A 22,673-nucleotide genomic window follows, 5' to 3' on the forward strand; every position below is an offset into this window, starting at 1 on the left:
AGTTTAACAATATTTTGCTCTAAATGCGCGAGCAGAGCAGTTAAACCAGCGTTTTACACTGGCACTTAATGTGGCTTGTTCTTGATAACCTAACAGCTCGGAAATATGTGAAATAGAAAATTGGTTTTGCATTAAATAGTGTTCACATAATGCGCGGCGAGTGGCATCTTTTAGTTTTACAAAGCTGGTGTTATGTTTTTTAAGTTCACGATGCAAGGTGCGAGGATGCAGATTAAGTGCCGTTGCTATCGTTTGATTTGAGCATTGAAAAAGGGGCAGCATGGGTCGAATAAGTGCACTTACTTGCGAAGGTAACGACTGAGTATGCGCATTATTAGCGGCTAAAAAGTTTAATGCGGCTTGTACTTTGTGTTGATCAGAAACATTAAGTGGCAATAATAAATCGTTTTTGGCGATTAAAATACCGGCGCTGTTTCTGTGTTCAATAACGTTACAGCCAAAGTGTTGATGGTAAGCGCGCAGATTTGCATCAAGCTTTTGCGGTAAAAATACCTTAATGGGTTTACATTGATTTTGGCTCACTTTTTTTAAGGTAGCGAGCGCCAGTGCAATTGTTAATTCAATAACTTGATTTATAACAGGTAATGGCTTGAGTTTTATTTCGAATGATAAAAATATATTTTGGTCATCTTCAAGTGTATGCGTGGTTAAATTAAGTGCGGGTGTATGTAAGTGCAGGTATTTAATTACCCATGTAAGCGCTTCACCTAAATCAGTTCCACTTTTAGCGGCGATAGCGATATGCCCTAAAATATCAAAACTTTGTTTGCTAGCGAGTTTAAGACCAAAACTTGGGCAGTTTAAGCTATGAGCGCAGTATTCTAAAAGTTCGGCATAATGGCGATAAGTTAAGCTTTGGGTTTCAAGGGAGTTTAACGTTACCTCAATAGCGCAATGTCGCATAATGTTTGCTGTATCACCACCTAGTTCGGTAATTAATGTATCAATTCCCTGTAAAGAAGTGGCTTTAATTAGGCTGCTCATAACAATTGCATTAGTGAAGAGATGTCTAAAAATATCAAGTTTTTAGTAGATAATCCATGCAAAGTAGTTTTTTTAATGGGAGATATTTTATGCATACCACCTCATTTGATTACATTGTGATTGGCGCAGGCAGTGCCGGCTGTGTTGTTGCCTCGCGATTATCTGAAAATAAAAATGTGAGTGTGTGTTTAATTGAAGCCGGCAGCCGTGACCAAAGTGCTATGGTGCAAATGCCTGCGGGAGTTGCAGCTAGTGTGCCTTATGGCATTAATAGCTGGCATTACAATACGGTGCCACAAAAAGAGCTTAATAACCGCTGTGGGTTTATGCCCAGAGGTAAAGTGCTTGGTGGTTCAAGTTCAATCAATGCCATGGTGTACATTAGAGGGAATAAAAAAGACTACGACAACTGGGCCGCTATGGGAAATACCGGCTGGGATTATACCAGTTTGCTGCCTTATTTTATCAAAGCTGAAAACAACAAAACCTTTATCAACAGCCCATATCATGGTGTAAATGGCCCCTTACATGTGCAAGAGCTAAGTTTACCAAGCCCAGTTAATCAGCTGTTTTTAAAAGCATGCCAAGAGCAAGGCGTAGCCCTTAATGACGATATTAATGCGCAGCAACAGCTAGGTGCGCGGTTATCGCAGGTCACTCAACATAAAGGGGAGCGTTGCAGTGCGGCAAAAGCGTACTTAACACCTAATTTAGCTCGTAAAAACTTAACCGTGCTCACTGATGCGCAGGTGCATAAAATTAATTTTTGCGGGAAATCTGCAACTGGTGTAACAGTTGCAGTTAATAATAAAAGCTATGTGCTAAATGCCCATAAAGAAGTTATTTTAAGTGCCGGTGCGATTAACTCCCCCCAACTTTTAATGTTATCGGGAGTGGGGCCTGCAGATCATTTAAAGCAGCATAACATTGAGCTTGTAACCCCATTAGAAGGTGTAGGCAGTAATTTGCACGATCACTTAACCGTTGTGCCATTATACAAAGCAAAATATTCGCAAGGCACATTTGGAATAAGTGCCAGCGGTGCGTTTAATATTGCAAAAGGATGCGTTGATTGGTTTGCCAAACGCGAAGGAAAGCTAACCAGTAACTTTGCCGAATCACATGCGTTTATAAACTTATTTACAGATTCTATTGTGCCCGATGTGCAACTTGAATTTGTTATTGGGCTGGTGGACGATCACAGCCGTAAACTGCATTATGGCCATGGATACAGTATTCATAGCAGCATAATGCACCCTAAAAGCCGCGGCACTATTCGTTTAGCGGATGCCAACCCTGTAAGTGCGCCACTCATTGATCCTAATTATTTAAGCCACCCCGATGATTTACAGGTTATGCTACTTGGGCTAAAAAAAACATTGAGCATAATGCAAAGCAAAGCGTTTGATACTATTCGTGCAGATATGGTGTATCCGCTTGATATTAATGATGATGCGCAGCTTATTGAGTTTATTAGGCAAACAGCCGATACAGAATATCACCCCGTAGGAACCTGCAAAATGGGCCAAGACGATATGGCTGTGGTTGATAGCGAATTACGTGTTCACGGTGTGCAAAATTTACGGGTGGTAGACGCCTCTATAATGCCCAGTATTATTACCGGAAATACCAATGCTGGGGTAATAGCAATTGCAGAAAAAGCAGCTGACTTAATTAGGGTCTGTTGACCTTCAAGGTTGAATTTGCAGCAGTCTTTTTGGTATTTAGGCAAGGCAGAGCCTATGTCGTGTGGTTATTCCCCATAAATTGGCGATAACGCAGCATCAATGCCAAACAAGCGCTGCCCGAAGGGTTCTGCCTAGGGGCGATTTACTCTTTGTTGCTCGGTTTTTACTTAGCCCACTAGGTTACAAACCTCGCGCCGCGATTTAATCGCCCCTAGTTTGAACAAATTTTAATCCGAAAGGTCAACAGACCCTAAGCACTCTGCACGATTAACTTGACTTATAAAACGCCGTTAACCATTGCTGCCAGTCTTGCTCTAGTTTGACCATTTGCTGGTGTTTTTTAGCGGCAAAATGTTTGTTTTTATCTTCATCCGCTAAAAACGGCCCCACACGACAAAGCGGGCAATAATCATCAGTTAGATAATTAGGGGTTGTTAACATATCACTTAGTTCGGGTAGTGTATTTTCACTAAATACATAAGTAATACCGCTGGTGTCTTTGACGTGTTTGTCACGGTCGACATTGCGAATTTTATAGCCATCAAAGCGACTGATATCGAATGGCATTTGTCCTTGGTATGCCGCGTTTAAATGGGTATTTAAACTCCCCTCAATATTCCACTCACGATACGGTTTAACATCTTTTGAGGTTATGTAGCATAACCCAGGGCCTTGTGGGTTCAAGGCAAACTCATTGGCATATTTTATAAATTGATGCAGTAACGCACGGTTAAGCACGTTCATGCTGTTATTACGTGTATTTTTATCAAATGCGTCGCGACCAATAAACGCAGGAATAAGTGGAAATTGAAAAATCACTACATCAAAGCTGTTTAGGTGCTCGGCTAGTTGTTGCCAACATTGTGTGTTGGTGACATCAAATTCATTAAGCACATCAATTTTATGTGCTTTAAGTGAGGCAAGCGCGTTATCGGGGTATTTTTCTGTAAGAGTTGCAGCTGCATCATAGGTTGAGGCAACTAACTTTTGCGGTTTAATGTGGTTGTAAAGCGCGTTTGAAAACGATAAGTCGCCATCACCTACCGTGAGTATGTTCCAATTTGGGTTTAAGTACATATTAAATTATATGTTTTTATTAGTAACAGGCGATGTGTCAGGATGCGGTGTACTAATCAGCTGTTGATGTAACCTATACATAGCTAAACGCGTTTTTAACCCTTCGATGGCAACTTGTTTAAGAATTAAGTTAAAGGTAATCAAAATAGCAAACACAATATGAATAGGGCCATGAGTAAAACCGGCTTGAGGGTCGTAAATGGCTAAGCCAAATAAAACAAACAACACCACCATAAATATTTCAATGAGCTGATTTGAATAAAAAGAAAGACGCCCCTCACTTTTATGATCTTTTTTTATGCTAATAGCGCAAAAAAACGGGATCACTTTAATTTTGAAAGCAGCGTTTTTTTCTACAAAATTCTCACCAAGGTCAGTAAGCTGTTGGCGTAATTGGTCTATCATGGGGTGTCCTCTCAATACAGTGCGCGGATGTTACCCTATTACAGACCAATGGTTAAGTAATGGCAGACTATTTAGGGTAAATACTCATACCAATAATAAGAATATGACAAACAAACACCACAGATGTGAGCACAAAGCGCATTTTTTGATAATCTTTATGATAACCCTGCCACTGTATTGTGGCCTTTTCAAAAATCAGTACTAACCAAAAACTCGCGCCTAACCAAGCAAGCATCCACTCAATCGGTAAGAATGATAAAAACGGAATAGGAATGACCGGTAGCACTGCTTTAATCGCATCGGCAAAGCTTTGTTGGCCTGCATGCCATAAATTACCCGCCATAAACGCTAAAATAGCAATGCTGTAAAAACTAAAAAACTCTAAATTTACACTGTTACTGCCAAACATGAGCGGCCAGCCCACACAGCCTAAAAATGGCAATAAGCCTAAATAGCCTAGTTGAATGTGATTGACGAATTTTTCCATAAATGAAATGCCTTTGAAGGTTGTGTAATGTAAACCACGTTATTGTAGCAAGGATGTGCAGCGTAATCTTATTAAAATCTATATAGCGCAACTGACTATGAGTGGTAGTTGAGTTATAACTGCTTTAACGCTTAAAAGTAAGCAGTAGATCACTCCTTGGATTTTCAATCTTAAAAATCGATTGTTTTAATCTAAACAATCAATTTTATTTAATTTCTCAATGGCCTTATTGTATTAATCAAGCCAACGCACAAGGCGTTAACTTTTTAAATACACTAAACATAAATGAGGAATACTATGAGCACTTCATTGATTAACACAAAATTACAACCTTTCAATGCAACAGCTTACCACAATGGTGACTTTGTAGAACTCACTGAAAAAGACGTATTAGGTAAGTGGTCTATCTTTTTCTTTTACCCTGCAGATTTCACATTTGTATGCCCAACTGAATTAGGTGACCTTGCAGATCATTACGCACAGTTACAAGAAATGGGCGTTGAAGTTTATTCAGTATCAACTGATACACACTTTACGCACAAAGCATGGCATGACACGTCAGACACCATCGGTAAAATTACTTACCCAATGATTGGTGACCCAACAGGACGCATCACACGTAACTTTGGTGTCATGATTGAAGATGACGGTTTAGCACTTCGCGGTACATTTGTAATGAACCCTGAAGGCGAAATTAAAGTTGTTGAAACACATGATTTAGGCATTGGTCGCAGTGCTAAAGAGTTAGTTCGTAAAGTACAAGCAGCGCAATACATTGCAACACACGATGGCGAAGTTTGTCCTGCATCTTGGCAGCCAGGTGAAGACACATTAGCACCTTCACTAGACCTAGTTGGTAAGATTTAAACCTTACCACTAACTAAATTTAGAGTAGAACATGACTCTAAACCCAGTGAGCCTGTATAGGTTCACTGGGCACTCTCCCACGCCATCACACGTTTCTAAAATTTCGCACATGCACTGATGGCATGGGAACCTTGCTGTTTTAATTTTCCTTAAGAGGCTAAGCCATGTTAGATAACAACATAAAGAACCAACTAAAAAGCCATTTTGAATCGCTGACTCAGCCTGTTGAGCTGCTTATCGCCTTGGACGACAGCAAAAAATCAACAGAAGTAGAAAGTCTTGCAAACGATTTAGCGTCACTAAGCGATAAGTTTAGTGTAATAAATAATCCCGATACTAGCGCCCGCAGGCCTTCTATGGTGGTGCATTCACCAGAAAAAAACACCCATATTACCTTTGCAGGTGTACCTATGGGGCACGAATTTACTAGTTTAGTGTTAGCGCTATTACATACGGGTGGTCACCCTAGTAAAGCAAGTAAAGATGACATTGAACAAATACAAACACTTGAACAAACACTTAATTTTGAAGTGTATATTAGCTTGAGTTGCCAAACCTGCCCGCAAGTTGTGCAGGCACTTAATACTATGGCAGCAACAAATAGTAATATTAAAGCCACCATGATTGATGGGGCGTTATTTCAAGATGAAGTAGAGCAAAGAAACATACTGGCTGTACCCGCTGTATATTTGAATGGTGAACCCTTTAGCCAAGGGGCCATGAGCCTCACTGATATTTTAAATAAAGTGGATAGCAAAGGTGCACAGCGCCAAGCAGCATCACTCAATGAAAAGTCGGTGTTTGATGTACTTGTCGTCGGTGGTGGGCCAGCTGGTGCTTCGGCAGCTATTTATTCAGCACGTAAAGGGCTCAATACTGGGGTTGTAGCAGAGCGATTTGGCGGTCAAGTTGCTGATACATTAGCGATTGAAAATTTTATTTCAATTAAAGCAATGCAAGGGCCAAAAATGGTGGCTCAGTTGGAAGAACACGTTAAAGAATACGATGTTGATGTTATGCACAACCAACGCGCGGCAAACCTGCAAAAAGGCAGTAATGGGTATGATATTACTTTAGAAAATGGCGCTGTATTAAAAGCAAAATCACTCGTACTAGCAACCGGTGCACGCTGGCGCGAAATGAATGTACCCGGTGAGCAACAGTATAAAGGCCATGGCGTTGCATACTGCCCGCACTGTGATGGGCCTCTATTTAAAGGTAAACCGGTTGCGGTTATTGGTGGTGGTAATTCAGGTATTGAGGCGGCAATTGATTTAGCCAATATAGTTGAACACGTTACTGTGCTTGAATTTGCTGATACGTTACGCGCCGATGAGGTACTTATTCGTAAAGCTAATAGCTTAAAAAACATCACTATTATTAAAAACGCCCAAACCACGGAAGTACTTGGTGATGGCAAAAAAGTAACGGGGTTAAGTTATACCGACCGCCTAAGCGGCGAGAGTAAACAGTTGAACTTAGCCGGTATATTTGTACAAATTGGTTTAATACCTAATACCGAATGGTTGAAAGACAGCGACCTTGAACTGAGCCAATTTGGTGAAATACTCATTGATGCCAAAGGCGCAACATCGTTACAAGGCGTTTATGCTGCAGGTGATGCAACCACTACGCCATTTAAGCAAATTATTATTGCGATGGGGGCGGGCGCAACAGCAAGCCTAGGTGCGTTTGACTATTTAATTCGTCAAACGCCCGATGCAGAGCAAAGCGCTGCTTAATAGTGTTTTAGCTTAAAGTCTCTTGATATAACAGCTCTCACCCATAGCTGTTTGTTCACCCAAGCCGCCCTCTCCAAAGGCGGCTTTTTTGAGCGCTATTTAAGTCGGGTAATACCCACTAAAATACAGACTGCGCCACCAATAAAGCCAAGCCAGGCTTCCATAGGTGTTTCGCCGTTTAATGCGCGGGTAACCTGAGAGGCTGCTGAGTCATAAACGTCATAGCCCCATATTGCCAGTGCGATACCAATAACAATAAGTACAATACCAATAATTTTATTTGTCATAATGATCCTTTGTTTTCTAGTGCAAGTTAATCTGAGCGACACTCGTTATTATAATGTGGCTACGCTCAGCCTTTTTAATGTATTTGTAATTGCTTCTTCTATTGCTGGAAGCTTAAATGGTTTGGCTATAAACATATCCATGCCCGCTTGTTTACAGCTTAGTTTATCTTGGGAAGAAGCATTAGCCGTCAGAGCGACGATATATGTGCTTTTGGGGCTACAAATGTTATTAGATCTTAATTGTTTGGTAGCCTCAAAACCATTAAGTATTGGCATAATACAATCCATAAAAATAAGATCGTAATGCTTTTGTTTGCACTTTAAAATTGCGTCTTGGCCATCTATGGCAAAGTCTGATTTTATATTAAACTTATCCAGCGCAGCTTCTAACACAAGGCGGTTTATTTCGTTATCATCAACCACCAGTACTGATAATTTGGCACCATGATTATTAATCGATTTAAGACTCGGTGTCTGTATTTGTTGTTTGCCAAGTTCAATCGGGATAGTTAAGGTAAAACACGTACCCACATTAATCTCACTCGTTACTTCAATTTTGCCATTCATAAAACCAACGAGTTCTTTAACAATTGCTAAACCTAATCCGGTGCCGCCTTTATTGTTGTTAGCATCAACCTCTTGGGTAAAAGGCTTAAATAATGAGTTTAAATACGCTTTACTCATGCCGCGACCCGTGTCGGTTATTTTAATGGTAAGTAAAGGGTGTTTTGTGTCTAATGCTAATTGCGAATAGAGAGAAACAGATCCATGCTCTGTAAATTTTAACGCGTTACTTAGTAAATTAGAGACAATTTGGCTTAATCGAGAGGTGTCGCAGTGTACCCAAACATCATTAGGAATGAGATTAGTGGCTAGCAGTTCAATGTTTTTATTACTAAACAATACCGAATATAAAGAAACCAAATCGGTAAATACCGTTTTAAGTAGAGAGTGGTGAGGCTCCAGTTTTAACTCACCATGATTTATTTTTGAAAAATCGAGTACTTCATTAATAATACTTAATAAAATGTCAGCACTTCGAAGGGCGACTTTAATTTTTTCTGCCCGCTTGTCATAATCGTGTTCATCAATGAGAGTCGCTAACATTCCCGTAATACCATTAAGCGGGGTTCTAAGCTCATGACTAATTTTGGCAAACAGCATACTACGGTCTTGGAGGAGTTGTTCTGCAAGTGCTTTTTTTTGTTTTAACTCTTCGCGTAACTTAACGGCTTCAGTTATATCTTGAAAAGTACCAAATAATCGCACACATTTGCCGTTGTTAAACTCGGCCTCCCCAAAAGTCGACACCCAAATATTTTGCTGCTTTGCGGTAATTATTTCCAGCTCTAAATGCCATTTTTCACCCTTAGATACCGCATTTTCTACCGCCTTATTAATGCTATCTCGACTTTTACCCGCTTTATAAAATTCAATGGCTGTTTCCATGTTTGGAGTATAGCCTTCTTCGGCTTGATGAATACGTCGAGTTTGCTGGCTCCAAAAAATGCTATTGTCTATTAGGTCGACTTCCCATGTGCCTATATTGGCAACATTTTCAAGTTTCAATAAGGTGTCACTATTTTTAGTGAGATTAACTTTATCCTGATTGCGCGCAAATTCTGAGCCCAACCACTGAGCCAATAATTCAATATAATCATAAGCTTCATCGCTAAAAGGGGCGCATTCTTGAGCTGATGAAAAGTTAACAGTTCCAAATACGTCAGTACCTATTCGTATAGGCGCTCCAATATACGCCTCCAATTGGAAATTAATATAGCAAGGATGATTTGCAATACTACTTTGCGACGCATTATGAAATGCCAGTGCAGAGTTGGCCAACAAAGTATGTGTACAATAGGTGCCGTTTAACTCAAACTCAGTACCAATAGCAAGAGAATTGTCAGGGGTAATAGCATGTAAAACAGTGTAAGAATTATTTTTTACGCGGCTGATAATAGCCAAATCGAGCTGAAAAACATCGAGCCCAAAAGCAAGTAAGTCTGCAATTTTTTGATCAAAGCTAAGCTGTTGATCAGAGACTATATTATGAAAGCATCGAAGAAAATTCACAAAAAACCTTAATTTATTTAGTACGTACACAAAAACACAAGCAAGCACTATGCCTAAACATAATCTATTTTTTGACAATAAGCCATTAACACATAATTCCTTACTACATTAACTCGCGGGTTTAAAAATTAATAGCTTGAATTAGATGTAAATTCAGGGTTATATCACTATGTAGTTCTTCTTAGTCCACGCTGTTTATTAATAACCCTTCTTGTATTACCTGTGTATGCTCAAGCACGTTGAGTAACGTTCACCATAAACATATTTTATAATTTCAATAGCTTTGGGTGTATGAGTAAATGCAATTTTGACTTCGAGCAATCTGTTTGGAATGGTTTTATCGCTCATAACCATTGCTACCAAATCTAGGTTTATCCAAGTAACTTTTAGCTTCACTTATGCCCATTTGATAGCCTGAATTGAGTATAGCTCGATTTTTAGTGGTGCGGCCGACTTTAAACCCTGTTGGTGGTGCAATAATATTTATTTTGCAATCTGACGGAGCATTGTGCAAAAAATCAATACTGTCATTATAATTTTTAGAACGCTGTATGGCGGCCTCTGCAAGCGCAGGGCTCTGTTTATAGAGTTGTTTAGTTAACCACGGTACTTTGTTGTCTTTTTTACGATAGCCTAAAGGTTGGGAAAGGATAACTGTTATTTCTGATGCACCCATTTCATAGGCTTTTTTTACCGGAATAGAATCGGCAACGCCACCATCGGTCATTGCGATCCCGTTTATTGTTGGGTAATCCCGATAAGCGACTGGGATGGCGCAAGAGGCTTTTAATTGCTCAACCATTTCATTGCCCGTTGCTTGCAAATAGTGAGCTTTACCTGAATCTATTGCCGTTGCAACAATATAAAAATCGTAAGGAGATTGCGAGAATTCGTCGGTATTCAAGGGGATTTCACGAACTGTTTCTTGCCACAGCCAATCTAAATCAAATAGATGGCCGCCTTTGATAAAACGTGCGAGATTAATAAATTCTGGCCTGCAGGAGTAATCGGTGATCACTTTGTAGTTGCGTGTTGGCTGCTTACATAAATAGGCTGCCACATTTGTAGCACCAGCTGATACTCCAAAATACCGATTAAAGGGTTGATATCCTTGCTCTAAAAACTCATCAAGCACACCTGCAGCAAAAATACCGCGCATTGCACCACCTTCAACGACTAACGTATGATTATTGTTCGTCATGCTCATTTCCATCCTTTGATAATACCTCATGCTAACAAGTGATTTGCGTATGTGCGAGTAACTTTTTATTGCGGCTCGCTACTTTTAAATTGCTTTCTGTAAGCGGAAGGTGAAATAGAGAAAGCGGCTAAAAACTGTTGTCGAAAGCTAACACTCGATGAAAACCCAGATTGATTAGCAATTCTATCTATATTGTGGTTACTTGTTTCTAATAGCTGCTGCGCGATGGTTAGACGTTGACTCAGCAGCCATTGTGTAAATGTAGTGCCCATTGCTTTTTTAAAAAGTCGAGAAAAATTACGGCGACTCATACTTGCTTTACTGGCGAGTTCATCGATTGTTAAAGGTTTAGTTAAATTTTTTAGTGCCCAAGTGATAGCCGGCTCTAAACGGTTACTATCGATGTGTCGAGGAATGGGTTTTTCTATGTACTGTACTTGTCCTCCACTGCGGTGAGGCGCCACAACCATGCGTCTGGCCACGCTGTTGGCAATATCTGCGCCGTGATCACGACGTAATAAATGTAGGCAACAATCAATTGCGGCAGCGGCGCCTGCTGAGGTAAAAACATTTCCTTCATCAATGTACAGTACATCGTTATCAAAGTTTACTTTTGGGTATTTTTTTGCGAAGTCGTTAGCCCATACCCAGTGGGTTGATGCTGTTTTGCCATCCAATATACCTGCTTCAGCAAGCACAAAAGCGCCTAAACATAAACCTACCATTCTTGCTCCACGAGCATGTGCACGGCGAAGTGCATTAAGTAAAGCTGTTGAGGCGGGTATATCAGGATCGCACCACGCGGGTACGATGACAGTATCAGCAGTTTCAAGTATTGACAGGTCTTGTTTTATTTCTATGGGAAAGCCAGAAAGTGTTGGCACCAGACCTACAGTTTCTGTACATACTGTAACTTTATATGGACGAGCGCCCACGCGGTCTAAGTCTTCACCAAAAATACTACACGGAATAGATAGGTGAAACAAACTGATATTGTTATAAGCAACAATCGCAACGGTATGTTCACAGAGTAATGTCATTTTGGCCTAATATCATCGACTACCGTCCTTTAGGACACTATTTGCAACCGACTATAAAGTATAAGCTGTCATGGTGCAAACGCAGCTATCACGGCTGTCACAGCCGTGATAGCTTATAAACTTAAATTTTACTCGGTATTAAAGGATAAATTATGACGACGACACTTCGTGAACTTAATGGGCTTGACTCAACACCCGCTTCACTTACAAACGCCACACTTATATTTGTTGATTATCAAAATACTTATACACAAGGTGTTATGGAGTTAGAAGGGTGGCAAGATGCTCTTAATAATGCGGCAATTTTACTGGCTGATGCACGTGCTGCTGGTTCTAAAATTATTCATATTATGCATGATGGTGGTGAAGGCTCGCCTTACGATATTAATGCCGAAATAGGCCAAATACACTCAAGTGTCGCGCCAATTGCGGATGAAAAAGTTATCGTTAAAACAGCTCCCGATAGTTTTGTAGGAACAGGCTTAGGCGAACAAGTAGATGTAATTGGTAATAATAAATTGATCATTGTTGGGTTTATGACCCACATGTGTGTGACATTTACAGCGCAAGGTGCATTTTTAAGAGGTAACCACGCAACGGTAGTCGCTGACGCGTGCGCTACAAGGCCATTACAAACTTCAGTAAGTGATGTGTTGGCATCTGATCTACATAAAAGTGCCTTAGCAACCATTAATGACTTATATGGCGTGGTTATCCCAAGTGCTGATGACTTAAGCTAAGAAAGTGTTTTTAATTTATAAATTTAAATGGGCAATTTATTGTTCATTTAAATAGCACAAAGTGGTTATTAATATAATGATATGACTTTCATTGTGAAAAGAGTAATTTATGATTGTTTATTATTCAAAAATACATATTTGATTTCTGCCAGCTTTTTTTGCTTTATACAAAGCTATGTCAGCGCTTTTTATTAGGGTTTCTGTGTGTGTATCTGCATTTGGATAACTACAAAAACAACCAAAGCTAAGTGTTATGTAAGGGGCAATAGGAGAGAACTCATGCGTAATATTCAGCGCTTTTATTTTTTGCTCAATTAACAAAGCAAATTTATGGCATTGCTCTATATTCGTAGCAGGTAAAATGATTGCGAATTCTTCACCGCCATAGCGAGCTGCTATGTCACCCTCACGCTTACATAAACTTTTTAAAGCACGAGCAACGTGTTTTAACGTTTCATCGCCTTTGTGGTGGCCATAATTGTCGTTATAGCGCTTAAAAAAGTCGATATCACACATAATTAAACTAATTGGTTGGTGTTGTCTTGCAGAGCGTTTAATTTCGCTCTTTAGGGAAGTATCAAAAAATCGGCGGTTGGCAATATCAGTAAGTGCATCGGTGTTTGCTAACTTATTTAATTTTGTATTAGCGTTAATTAATTGTTTTTGGGCTAACTGCAGCTTTTTTTATAGTTTATGTTTTTGAGTGCGTTATTAATAATTTCGCCTACGAGCTTGATTCTTATTAAATCTATTTTGCTCCAGTGGCGTTTTGTGTTAACACAGTCACAGCCAATAAAACCAACAAGCTCTTTGTCAAAGCGCAGGCCAACACATAAAACAGACTGAATACTCTGCGCTTCAAATTCTGCTTTTTCTGAATTCGCCTCTGGCGGTAGCTGAGCAACATCATTAACTTTAAATAGGTGTGTTAAGTTCATTACATCAAAAAAGTAGGGTAGTTCGGCTTTAGGGACGTTTTGCAACCTACCTTTGTAGGCAGTTATGCCGGTGTTCACCCATTCATGCGTATTGGTTAAGGTTTCACTATCGGTATTAAATTCAAATAAATAGCTTCTATCCGCTTTACAAACGGTGCCTATGGCTTTGAGTGCAAAGTTAATTTGTTGATCAATATTATCATTTTGAATATCAATTAGTTTGGTGGATATTTTTGAAATAATATGGTCAAAATTATATTGCTCTGCGTGACTATGATTTTCCTCTAAAGTGATCATAGATACAGAGTCATTAACTATTGAATGATTAACATTTAAAAGCTGCGGCGAAAATTCACACTCTAATAAAACAGCTGTGATATTTGATGAAAATAATTGCTCAATGGTTATCACCGTATCATCATTAAAGTCGCGAAGCGTAATATTGTTAAAAACATCGCTGCTAAGCGCGTCGTCACTATTTATGTTAAGTAACGTTTTGGCATGTTGGTTTAAGATGTAATTATGTGTTTTATTGTCATAAACAATCACCGCTAAATTAATTAGATTAAAAATCTTCCAGATTGTATTGTTTGAGTCATGGCTCACGGGTTTCTCCGCATTAAAATATGATAACTGACCATATTTATGAATTAATTATTATTTTTGTATCTGCTTAGTTATTTTTAGTACAGTTTTTTGTGTTTTACTAAGTTTTTAGTGCGTTTATTTGGCCTACGTATTACAATTGTGACTGTATATCATTACGTATTTCCCAATTTGCTTTATTTCATAAGCTTACTTTATTTTTAGTGAAGGTCTATTATATTTCATGACAGAAATAACCACACATCACGCTTCTCGTCGCCGTTTGTTAATTGCACTTGCAATTACCTGCTCATTTATGGTGATTCAATTAGTGGGTGCGTATTACGCAAACTCACTTGCAGTACTTGCTGATGCAGGGCATTTGTTTGTTCATAATAGCTCTTTGTTCATTGCTCTCATTGCGTCTAGCTTTGCTATTCATTTAGCTAAAACCTATAACGATGGCCATCAAAAAGCAGAGCTAATAGGAGGGTTGATCAACGGCGTTTTATACCTAGCCATTAGTTCACTTATTTTATATGAGGGCACTGAGCGCTTTATGCATCATAAAGGGGGACATGAGCTGGTTATTAATAGTTACTTAATGTCGGTAATTGCTGCTATTGGTTTTTTATTTCATGGCGCGGCGGCATGGGTGCTTTATAAAGGCCGTAAGGCGAGCATTAATGTGTATGCCGTGTTTTTACACTCGTTTTTTGATTTAATATCAACGGTTTCTACTTTTGCTGCTGGTGTACTTATATACATAACAGGCTGGAATGTAATTGATATTTTATCGAGCATGTTAATTGCGTCTTTTGTCTTGTTTACCGGTATTAAGGTCATTATTAGCTGTCTCAAGGGGTTGCGTTCAAATAAAGCTAAGTTACCTAAAGTGGCCGATATTGAAACAGAAATAACCACCATGGAACATGTTGCAAATGTGCACAATGTCACTGTTGTTCGTAAAAACAAAAAGGTTATTGTTGGTGCTCATGTTGTGCTAAAACAACACTGTACTATAGAAAAACATGATGAAGAGTGCCGCTTAAAGGTAATTAAACTGCTTGCAGATAAATTTAATGTGCGCAACAGCGTATTACAAATAGAAAGCTACGAATGCAAGCACATACACTAATGCGTTAAACCTAAAAGCGACTTAACTAAGTCGCTTTTAGGTTCATATCAAATCAATAATTTTTTCGAAGCATTCTGGGCTCATTAAATCGTTAGCACTCATAGGGCGAGCAAGGTAGTAACCTTGTAGCTTATGACAGCCAATATTTTTTAAAAATTCTAGCTGCTCCCGCGTCTCTACCCCTTCTGCAATACAATATAACTCTAAGTTTTCAGCGAGTGAGTAAATCGTTTTAATAATAGATTCATCCCCTTTATCAATACCAATACTATTAACAAAGCTTTGATCTATTTTTATCACATTAATTGGAAATTGACTCAAATAAGTTAACGATGAATAGCCAGTGCCAAAATCATCAAGAAACAGTTTGAACCCAGCAGCCTGTAAGCTTTTTAGTTGCTTAGCTGCTTTGTATTTATCTTCTAATAGCGTGTTTTCTGTAATTTCTAAACGAAGTTGTTGTGGTTTTATCTGTGCTTTTTCTAGTATGGAGCTGAGCTGCTGCGTTATATTGGCCTTTAAAATATGTTTTGGAGACAAATTTAACGATATGTAAAACAACGGGTTAATGTTCAAAAGTGGAGCAAGCTCAGTAATTGCACGCTGTAATGCTTGCTCAGTTAACATATCAATTAAGCCAGTCTCTTCAGCAATAGGTATAAATAAAGCGGGAGAAACCGGTTTGCCTTTGTTTTCCCAGCGCATGAGTAATTCAACCCCACTTATTGTTTTATCTAGTGTATTAACAATAGGTTGATAGTGATTAAAAAACAGATTGTCCCTAGCAGCATCTTTTAAGTCGTTTTCAAGAATAAGCTTTTGTTTAATTTGCTCATTCATTTTTTCATTAAAAAACTGAAATCCATTTCTGCCTGCTTGTTTAGCATGCATCATGGCAATATCTGCGTTACGTATGAGGGCATCGGTCGATGTTGCATCGTATGGGTACAATGCAATACCAATACTGGCTGATATATTAATAGCGAAGTCTTCAATAATAACCTTGTTAGCCAGCTCTTTGCTCATTTCGTTGAGAGTGTGTTGTAAAGAGGCCATTGAGGTAACGTTTTCAACTAACACTAAAAATTCATCACCACTTTGGCGGCCAAATGTAGCGTCATCACCTAAGTATTGGCTCACTCGCTCGGTAATATTGCACAATAGTTTGTCACCCACTGCATGGCCAAAAGAGTCATTGACGGGTTTAAATTTATCTAAATCTATAAATATAACAGCGCATTGCGAATCGTCTTTAGCGGCGCTTGTAATGGCATTTTCGATTTTTTGATTCATTAAACTACGATTAGGTAAGCCCGTTAACGCATCGTAATTAGCAAGGTAGCGTAACTCATTTTCAGCGCGTTTCTGCTCTGTTAAATCGGTAATAACAATAACATAATAACTGACTTTATCTTTTTCATTAGCAACGGCTGTGGCACTTAAATGAATAGGGTGTTTTTCAGCTTTTGTGGTCTTTACATAAGCATTTGTTCGCCAGTTTTCTTTTGGTTTAAGTGCTTTTAAAATTGTTGCAAACTCTCTACACTTAGCTTGTCCAATGGCATTAATAAATAATTTTGAGGTAACAACCCCCTCTCTGCCTTCATCAGAAAACACATCCATAAAGCTGTTATTGGCTGAAAATGGCACGAGGTCTTCATCTAAAATAAGTAAAAAGTCATTTATTTGACTAAATGCTTCGCCTAATATTTTGGCTTGTTGTTCGTTTGCCAGCTGCTCGGTAATATTAGTAAAAATACCCGACACATAAAGAGGCTCTTTAGTGTCTTCATTATAAATAGTTTGCCCCAAATCATGAAACCATAACCAGTGCCCATCTTTGTGCCGTAAACGATAAGTAGCTTGCCAATGTTTTTGCTTAGTTTGGTTTGTAAAAGTATTCCATTTACTTTGTAGCCTGCGACGCTCATCAGGATGCATAATATTAAAAAAACTACTTATATCGATGCGTTCAGGTAAGTTCTCGTAGCCAAGCTCTGCGCCTCTATCTGTATTTACTGAGTTATCTGCAAAGCTATAGTTCCATACACCGCTTTTATTACTTTTTAGTGCCAGCTCAGTTTGTGTTTTAGAGTGCACAGCGGCGCGGTGAGCTTGTTCAATTGCAATTTTACGGCTTCGGTATTGCCAGAAAAATAAAACAAAATAACAGCAATAGCAATAAAATATAAAGTATATGCAATAGGAGACTGCCAAGGGGCGTAAGCTACACTAAATTTTAACTGTATGGGGTCACTTGTGATCACTCCATTTCGCTGTTGAGTAGACACAGACAAAATATAATCACCAGGTTGTAATTTAGTAAAAAACACCTGGTTAGATTTTAAATCGTTGTAGCTCAAAGACGAAGGGCCTGTAAGCTCAACTTTGTAGTAGGTTTTATTAATATTTTTATAATCAAAATTTGAAAACCGAACCGTTAAGCCCATATCGTCGTGCTTAAGCATTAATGGATCAGTGCTGTATTTTGAAGGGGAGTAATTAAGGGCTTGTGAAAACAAACTAATATTAGTAATTGCTAAGTTATTATTGATTTTTCGCTGTTCATTATCAAATTGCTCTGGGTCAAACATTAGCACGCCGCTACGGTTACCAAACGCTAACTCGTTGTTGTGTAACCTTAATGCTGCTAGAGCTGTAAAGTGATTGTTACTTAAGCCATCTTTTATTGTGTACGTGGTGATGTTAAGCGTATCTAAATTAAGTTGATAAAGACCGTTATCAGTACTTACCCATAAAAAGTCTTTATTATCTGCAATAAGTTTAAAAATAGAGTTAGTATTTAATGAGTTGTGTTTATCAAATACATGCACTTGCTGATATGTTTTAGCGTTTACTGCAATTAAGCCTTCTTGGGTGGTGGCTAACCACAGCAGCCCTCGCTTAGCATCGTAATAATAATTCTCTACTGTATGGTAAAGATTGTTTTTTGCTGTTTTAGATTCAAAAATAGTAATTAAAGTCTCTGTTTCTTCGTTGTATCGATAAAGTGTGTCAGAGGTACTTAACAGTAATTCGCCAGGGAAAGCCTCAGAGGGGGTATGAAACGTATATGCAAGCATGGGCGATACCTGCTCTTTTAGTCCATTAATAACTCGGTTTTCGCCTGTATTACCATTAAATATATAAAAGTTATCATTGTTAATATAAGCAAAAGTATCGGGTGCAACTTGTGCAATGCCGAACGTATAGTCGGTATTTAACTTGTACTGAGTAATGTATTTGTTTTTTTCAAATGTTGTTGTTTCTTTATTAAAGAGATCGAGCCCGGAAAAAGTTGCTAGCCATAGGTAGTTATCGCCTTTGCCATATGCAGGGAAAATATCACCTATAGCCGATAGGCCATAGACCGCTTTGCTATCTTTAGATTGTAGATATAAGTCACTCTTTTGGGTTTCTAAGTTATACTGAACAAGTCCATCGTCAGTGCCTATCCACAGTAATTTACTATTATCTTGGTAAATAGTGTTTACAATATTATTTTCAGGTAAGGTTATTTTTTTAAACTTTTTTGTTTGTGCTGCCCAAGTAAATATTCCATGTGTTCTAGAACCTAACCAAAGTAAGCCCGACTCATCAAACATAATATCGTTTATTGTGTTCTCTGTTACGTTGTAGTTACTATCTTTGAAGTTTAAAATAGGGCTAATGCTTGTGTTTTTTCTATCGAATTCAAATAACCCACTTTCTGTGGCAATAAACTCACCATACGGTGTGTTTATATAATCCCAAATATTATAGTCACTTATCAAAGTTGTTAATGCTGAAGGGTTTATATTTTTAATTTCATCAAAAGCAATCCGATACATTCCTTCAACCGTACCAACTAGCAAACCAAGCTCATCATCTATGGATAAAAATTTAACATTGTTGCTATCGTTTGTAACTTCTTGAATGTCGTTAAGTGTTATTTGTTGTAGGTCGTTATTGGCAAAGTTATAAACATATAGCCCCTGATCGGCACCAATATACAATGTGTTTTGGTATAATGATAATGCTCTAATAAACATATTTTCATCGGGCAAAGATGAGATGAGTGTTAGGTCTTTTGATGTTTTACCATATCGGTAGATGTGCGAATCAATAGAAAAATAAAAATGCGCCGGTTGTTCAGCAACAGCCTGAACAGGAGAGAACTTTTCTTGATTTTGGTTTAAGTGCCCTGAATATATTAGCTCTGCTTGCAAGGTATTAGGGTTAATCAAATAACTTCCTGCAAGTTGAGTATTAACCAGAATTTGGCCGTCAATTGCTTTATAAATACTATTAATGTAGTTATTTTTTAAACCCAATTCGCTCTCGTAAGGCGTGACTTGGTATCCGTCGAATCGGTATAAACCTTCAGTTGTAGCAATCCATACATAGCTCATGTCATCTTGGAGTGATTTCACTATAAAGCTTTGCGACAATTGTTCGTTGTTAGTGATACGTTGTAATTGTTCTGAATAAGTTTGTGAAGCAAAGCTATGCTGCGAGCAAACAAATAAAAACATATAAACAATAAAGAAAAACTTACTCAAAAGCACTTACCCTTACAACGAACAAGGTTGATATTAAATGTTGGCGTAATATAACATGAGTTTAATCCAAAAATTACAAAAAGCATTAAATGTAAACTGTTTGTTGTTTTTTTTGTTGTTTTTTACAAGGTTAATCTAGTTATAACGTAAGGACATAGTATGAATTACGCAGGAAATATTAAAGCAGAGCACAGTATACTTTTAGTTATCGACTTACAAAGTAAGTTAGCACCAGCGATTGCTTCGTTTAATGACACGCTAGATTGTGCTCTGCAGTTAGCAAAAGCAAGTGCTATTCATCAAATTCCTTCAATAATTACAGAACATTATAAAAAAGGACTAGGTGAAAGTGATGAGAAAATAAAATCTGTGTTACCTAATACACGCTATTTTGAAAAAATTAACTTTAGTGCCTGTGCACAAGAGGGGTTTTTAGATATTCTTGCGCAATTAAATCGCCCACATATAGTTGTAATTGGCACTGAAGCGCACGTTTGTGTGTTACAAACATGCTTAGATTTATTACAGCAGGGTTATGCGGTCACTGTGGCAGCTGATGCAGTAGCATCAAGAAACACAGAGCACAAAGCTATTGCACTAGAACAGCTTCGTCAAGCCGGTGCTATAGTCTCTTGTGTAGAGACCATCATATTTCAATGGACAACAAAAGCAGGGACGTCTACCTTTAAACAAATACTACCAATTGTTAAGTAGCGCATTAAAAACGGTTTTAAATCAAATAATTTGTACTTTGTTTGATTTGAAATAATAAATAGCTAGCTGTTTTGAGTTTAAATATCAGCTGAACGTGTTTAAATTAGAACACAATTAATTTAAGGTTTTTATGTCTAGTGTAAGTCGGTTATTCACAATTATTTTTAGTCTTTTGTTTATTGAGTCTATAGGTATTGGTCTTTATTTTGGCACCTTGACAGAAGCATTTCTTGTCGGCTTACCGTTATGTTTGCTCCCCATTTGGCTTTTAAAAACCCAACCCGATAGCAAAATGACACCGCATGTTGTTGCGGCTGCAATTATGATGTTTTCATTTTTACATATTCAACAAGCCTATGGCCTTATTGAAGTGCATTTCGAAATATTCATTTTCTTAGCCATGCTAATAATGTTCATACAGTGGCGAGTGTTTATTACCGCTATTGTGTTTGTAGCTATACACCATTTATCTTTTTACTATTTGCAAACACAAAACACGGGGTTTTACGTATTTGATCCAGACCGACTCGCCTTTTCAACAGTGCTTATTCACGCAGCGTATGCCATTGTGGAAGCGCTTGTAGCTGGTTTTATTGCCGTAACGTTAAATCGCGAACGCCGTGCGGGTCTATCGTTAAGTTATGCCACAGAGCAAATAATGCAAGATCCAAATCAAGTTAAGCTTTCTATGCGAGCAGATGACACAACAAGCAAAGCGGTAGTTGGTTTTAATACTTTGCTTGAGTACTTATCAGATGTGATTAAGCAAGTTCAAGTTCAGTCTGACTCTTTAAAAAATAACTCTAAAGAGCTTATTCATGTTCATGATGAGTTAGCCAATAGCGCGCAGCAACGAAACGCGCAAACAGATGATATTGCTAATTCAGGCGCACAAGTTGCGCATGGTTTTAAGTTAGTTGAACAAGAAAGCGATACTTTAAAACAACAAGTTAATAGCATTACTGAATCAGCCAATGTTGCGCTGGAAGAAGTATTACAAACCGACAGAAAAAGCACCGAGCTACTCACCTTGTTAACAAACACTGAAGAGCAGTTAAGCCACTTAGTGGCCGCTGGGGATGTTATTACTAGTTTACTCAATGAAATTTCAGGCATAGCCGACCAAACTAATTTATTAGCCCTTAATGCTGCAATAGAGGCCGCACGAGCGGGTGAGCATGGCCGAGGGTTTGCTGTTGTTGCCGATGAAGTACGCTCGCTTGCAAATAGCAGCCAAGCAACAACAACCAAAATAGCGTCTACGCTTACAGATCTGGTAAATAATAGTCGCACGTCAACTCAGTCGATGAATCAATGTGTAGAATTTGTGGTTGATTTAACAAAAATAAGCGCAACGATGAAAGAGAATATTTCGTCAATGAGTGATCAAATTCAAGCGGTATCTGCCAGCACTAACTCAGTAGCTCAAGTGGTTGCCGAACAGGCTGGAAATACAGAGCAAATAGCAATGAGTACAGATCAAATGCGCCAAAATCAGTATCAAGAGGCTAAAATAGTTGAGCAGTTAACGGCTAAAGTGCAGCTGATAGACGTAAGTATTGATGTATTAGAGCAAAGTATTGCAAAATTTAAGTAAGTCTCGTTATTTCACCATTAGCTTAATTTGTATATGGCTTGCTTTTGTTGTGTCGGCACTTGTTTACTTTCAGCTAGGGCAGCTAAAGCCCTTTGATGAGGGTAATATGCTTAAACAACAAAACTGGTTTTCGCAATTTAAAAACCAAGTACTGTGGCAAAACAAAGACAGTGCTCAACTTGTGATTATTACGCAAGAAAATTGCGGCTGTACAATTCAAGCACAGCCTCATTTATCAGCCCTGCAACGCTTTGCTACAAACCAAGGCGTTGAAGTGCAAAATTTTGTATTAAATAATGAGTTAAAGTCAGTGATCCCTGCCACACCTGCCGCCGTTTTAATTGATAAAAATGGTGAGTTTGTTTATGCAGGGCCTTTATCTGAAGGGCTGGCATGCTCTCAAGGTAGTGGCTTTGTGGAAACCGTTATTAGTAATTTACAGGCCGGATTTAACTCATCATTATTAATAGCGGATACAAAAGGCTGCTATTGTGTAAATAACGCCTAAATCATATACCCTTATATAAAAAGCGCTTACAACTAACTTG

General features: G+C 38.4%; 18 protein-coding genes and 1 pseudogene. 8 read left to right on the forward strand and 11 right to left on the reverse strand.

Going from position 1 to position 22,673, the window contains the following annotated elements; genetic code table 11:
* Positions 1–3 precede the first annotated feature (3 nt).
* Positions 4–1,005: an AraC family transcriptional regulator ligand-binding domain-containing protein gene (locus PSM_RS16800; protein WP_013463071.1), complete on the reverse strand. Its 1,002-nt coding sequence runs from the start codon at positions 1,003–1,005 to the stop codon at positions 4–6.
* Between the two features lie 89 nt (positions 1,006–1,094).
* Between PSM_RS16800 and PSM_RS16805 the strand changes: the two genes are divergently transcribed.
* Positions 1,095–2,693, forward strand: coding sequence for a GMC family oxidoreductase (locus tag PSM_RS16805; protein ID WP_013463072.1), 1,599 nt, complete (start codon positions 1,095–1,097; stop codon positions 2,691–2,693).
* Between the two features lie 267 nt (positions 2,694–2,960).
* On the opposite strand, the gene PSM_RS16810 is transcribed toward PSM_RS16805, so the two are convergent.
* The 3 genes from PSM_RS16810 to PSM_RS16820 form a co-directional block, all read right to left on the reverse strand.
* Positions 2,961–3,770, reverse strand: coding sequence for a class I SAM-dependent methyltransferase (locus PSM_RS16810; protein WP_013463073.1), 810 nt, complete (start codon positions 3,768–3,770; stop codon positions 2,961–2,963).
* Positions 3,771–3,776: 6 nt separating this feature from the next.
* Positions 3,777–4,175: a hypothetical protein gene (locus PSM_RS16815; protein WP_013463074.1), complete on the reverse strand. Its 399-nt coding sequence runs from the start codon at positions 4,173–4,175 to the stop codon at positions 3,777–3,779.
* Between the two features lie 67 nt (positions 4,176–4,242).
* Complete coding sequence (locus PSM_RS16820; protein WP_013463075.1) at positions 4,243–4,662, reverse strand: DUF3429 domain-containing protein; 420 nt, start codon at positions 4,660–4,662, stop codon at positions 4,243–4,245.
* A gap of 297 nt (positions 4,663–4,959) precedes the next feature.
* On the opposite strand from PSM_RS16820, the gene ahpC reads away from it, so the two are divergent.
* Both ahpC and ahpF read left to right on the forward strand, forming a co-directional pair.
* Positions 4,960–5,529, forward strand: a complete 570-nt coding sequence (gene ahpC, locus PSM_RS16825; RefSeq protein ID WP_008115650.1) for an alkyl hydroperoxide reductase subunit C — start codon at positions 4,960–4,962, stop codon at positions 5,527–5,529.
* Between the two features lie 164 nt (positions 5,530–5,693).
* Entirely contained in the window at positions 5,694–7,271 is a 1,578-nt protein-coding gene (ahpF, locus tag PSM_RS16830) for an alkyl hydroperoxide reductase subunit F (protein WP_013463076.1), read from the forward strand.
* Positions 7,272–7,366: 95 nt separating this feature from the next.
* On the opposite strand, the gene PSM_RS16835 is transcribed toward ahpF, so the two are convergent.
* The 4 genes from PSM_RS16835 to PSM_RS16850 form a co-directional block, all read right to left on the reverse strand.
* Positions 7,367–7,558 (reverse strand): DUF3185 family protein, encoded by a 192-nt coding sequence (locus PSM_RS16835; protein ID WP_013463077.1) that lies wholly within the window; start codon positions 7,556–7,558, stop codon positions 7,367–7,369.
* 48 nt (positions 7,559–7,606) lie between these two features.
* A complete protein-coding gene (locus PSM_RS16840) occupies positions 7,607–9,631 on the reverse strand; it encodes a hybrid sensor histidine kinase/response regulator (protein ID WP_013463078.1) in 2,025 nt (674 codons plus the stop codon).
* A gap of 337 nt (positions 9,632–9,968) precedes the next feature.
* On the reverse strand, positions 9,969–10,832 hold the full coding sequence (locus tag PSM_RS16845) for a patatin family protein (RefSeq protein ID WP_041695997.1): 864 nt from the start codon (positions 10,830–10,832) through the stop codon (positions 9,969–9,971).
* A 65-nt stretch (positions 10,833–10,897) separates the two neighbouring features.
* A complete protein-coding gene (locus PSM_RS16850; protein ID WP_041695989.1) occupies positions 10,898–11,872 on the reverse strand; it encodes a GlxA family transcriptional regulator in 975 nt (324 codons plus the stop codon).
* A 152-nt stretch (positions 11,873–12,024) separates the two neighbouring features.
* On the opposite strand from PSM_RS16850, the gene PSM_RS16855 reads away from it, so the two are divergent.
* Positions 12,025–12,612 carry a cysteine hydrolase family protein gene (locus PSM_RS16855; protein ID WP_013463082.1) on the forward strand — a complete coding sequence of 196 codons (588 nt, stop codon included), beginning with the start codon at positions 12,025–12,027 and terminating at the stop codon, positions 12,610–12,612.
* Between the two features lie 120 nt (positions 12,613–12,732).
* Here the strand turns inward: PSM_RS16855 and PSM_RS18855 are convergent, their stop codons facing one another.
* Together PSM_RS18855 and PSM_RS18860 are read right to left on the reverse strand one after the other, a co-directional pair.
* Positions 12,733–13,290, reverse strand: coding sequence for a diguanylate cyclase (locus PSM_RS18855; RefSeq protein WP_083808144.1), 558 nt, complete (start codon positions 13,288–13,290; stop codon positions 12,733–12,735).
* Positions 13,281–14,156 (reverse strand): GAF domain-containing protein, encoded by an 876-nt coding sequence (locus tag PSM_RS18860; RefSeq protein WP_013463084.1) that lies wholly within the window; start codon positions 14,154–14,156, stop codon positions 13,281–13,283. The genes PSM_RS18855 and PSM_RS18860 overlap by 10 nt, the downstream gene beginning before the upstream one ends.
* Positions 14,157–14,379: 223 nt before the next feature.
* Here PSM_RS18860 and PSM_RS16865 point away from each other — a divergent pair, with 223 nt between their 5' ends.
* Entirely contained in the window at positions 14,380–15,273 is an 894-nt protein-coding gene (locus tag PSM_RS16865; protein ID WP_013463085.1) for a cation diffusion facilitator family transporter, read from the forward strand.
* 42 nt (positions 15,274–15,315) lie between these two features.
* Here the strand turns inward: PSM_RS16865 and PSM_RS16870 are convergent.
* Positions 15,316–19,814: pseudogene (locus PSM_RS16870) on the reverse strand (EAL domain-containing protein).
* Positions 19,815–19,973: 159 nt separating this feature from the next.
* Here PSM_RS16870 and PSM_RS16875 point away from each other — a divergent pair.
* The 3 genes from PSM_RS16875 (at position 19,974) to PSM_RS16885 (ending at position 22,633) form a co-directional block, all read left to right on the forward strand.
* Positions 19,974–20,528: an isochorismatase family protein gene (locus PSM_RS16875; RefSeq protein ID WP_013463086.1), complete on the forward strand. Its 555-nt coding sequence runs from the start codon at positions 19,974–19,976 to the stop codon at positions 20,526–20,528.
* A 130-nt stretch (positions 20,529–20,658) separates the two neighbouring features.
* The gene (locus PSM_RS16880) at positions 20,659–22,125 is read left to right on the forward strand and encodes a methyl-accepting chemotaxis protein (protein WP_013463087.1); all 1,467 of its coding nucleotides are present in this window, start codon (positions 20,659–20,661) and stop codon (positions 22,123–22,125) included.
* Positions 22,109–22,633 carry a DUF6436 domain-containing protein gene (locus tag PSM_RS16885; protein ID WP_013463088.1) on the forward strand — a complete coding sequence of 175 codons (525 nt, stop codon included), beginning with the start codon at positions 22,109–22,111 and terminating at the stop codon, positions 22,631–22,633. The genes PSM_RS16880 and PSM_RS16885 overlap by 17 nt, the downstream gene beginning before the upstream one ends.
* Positions 22,634–22,673 lie beyond the last annotated feature (40 nt).

Origin of the sequence: Pseudoalteromonas sp. SM9913, assembly GCF_000184065.1 — a bacterium.
Taxonomy (GTDB): domain Bacteria; phylum Pseudomonadota; class Gammaproteobacteria; order Enterobacterales; family Alteromonadaceae; genus Pseudoalteromonas; species Pseudoalteromonas tetraodonis.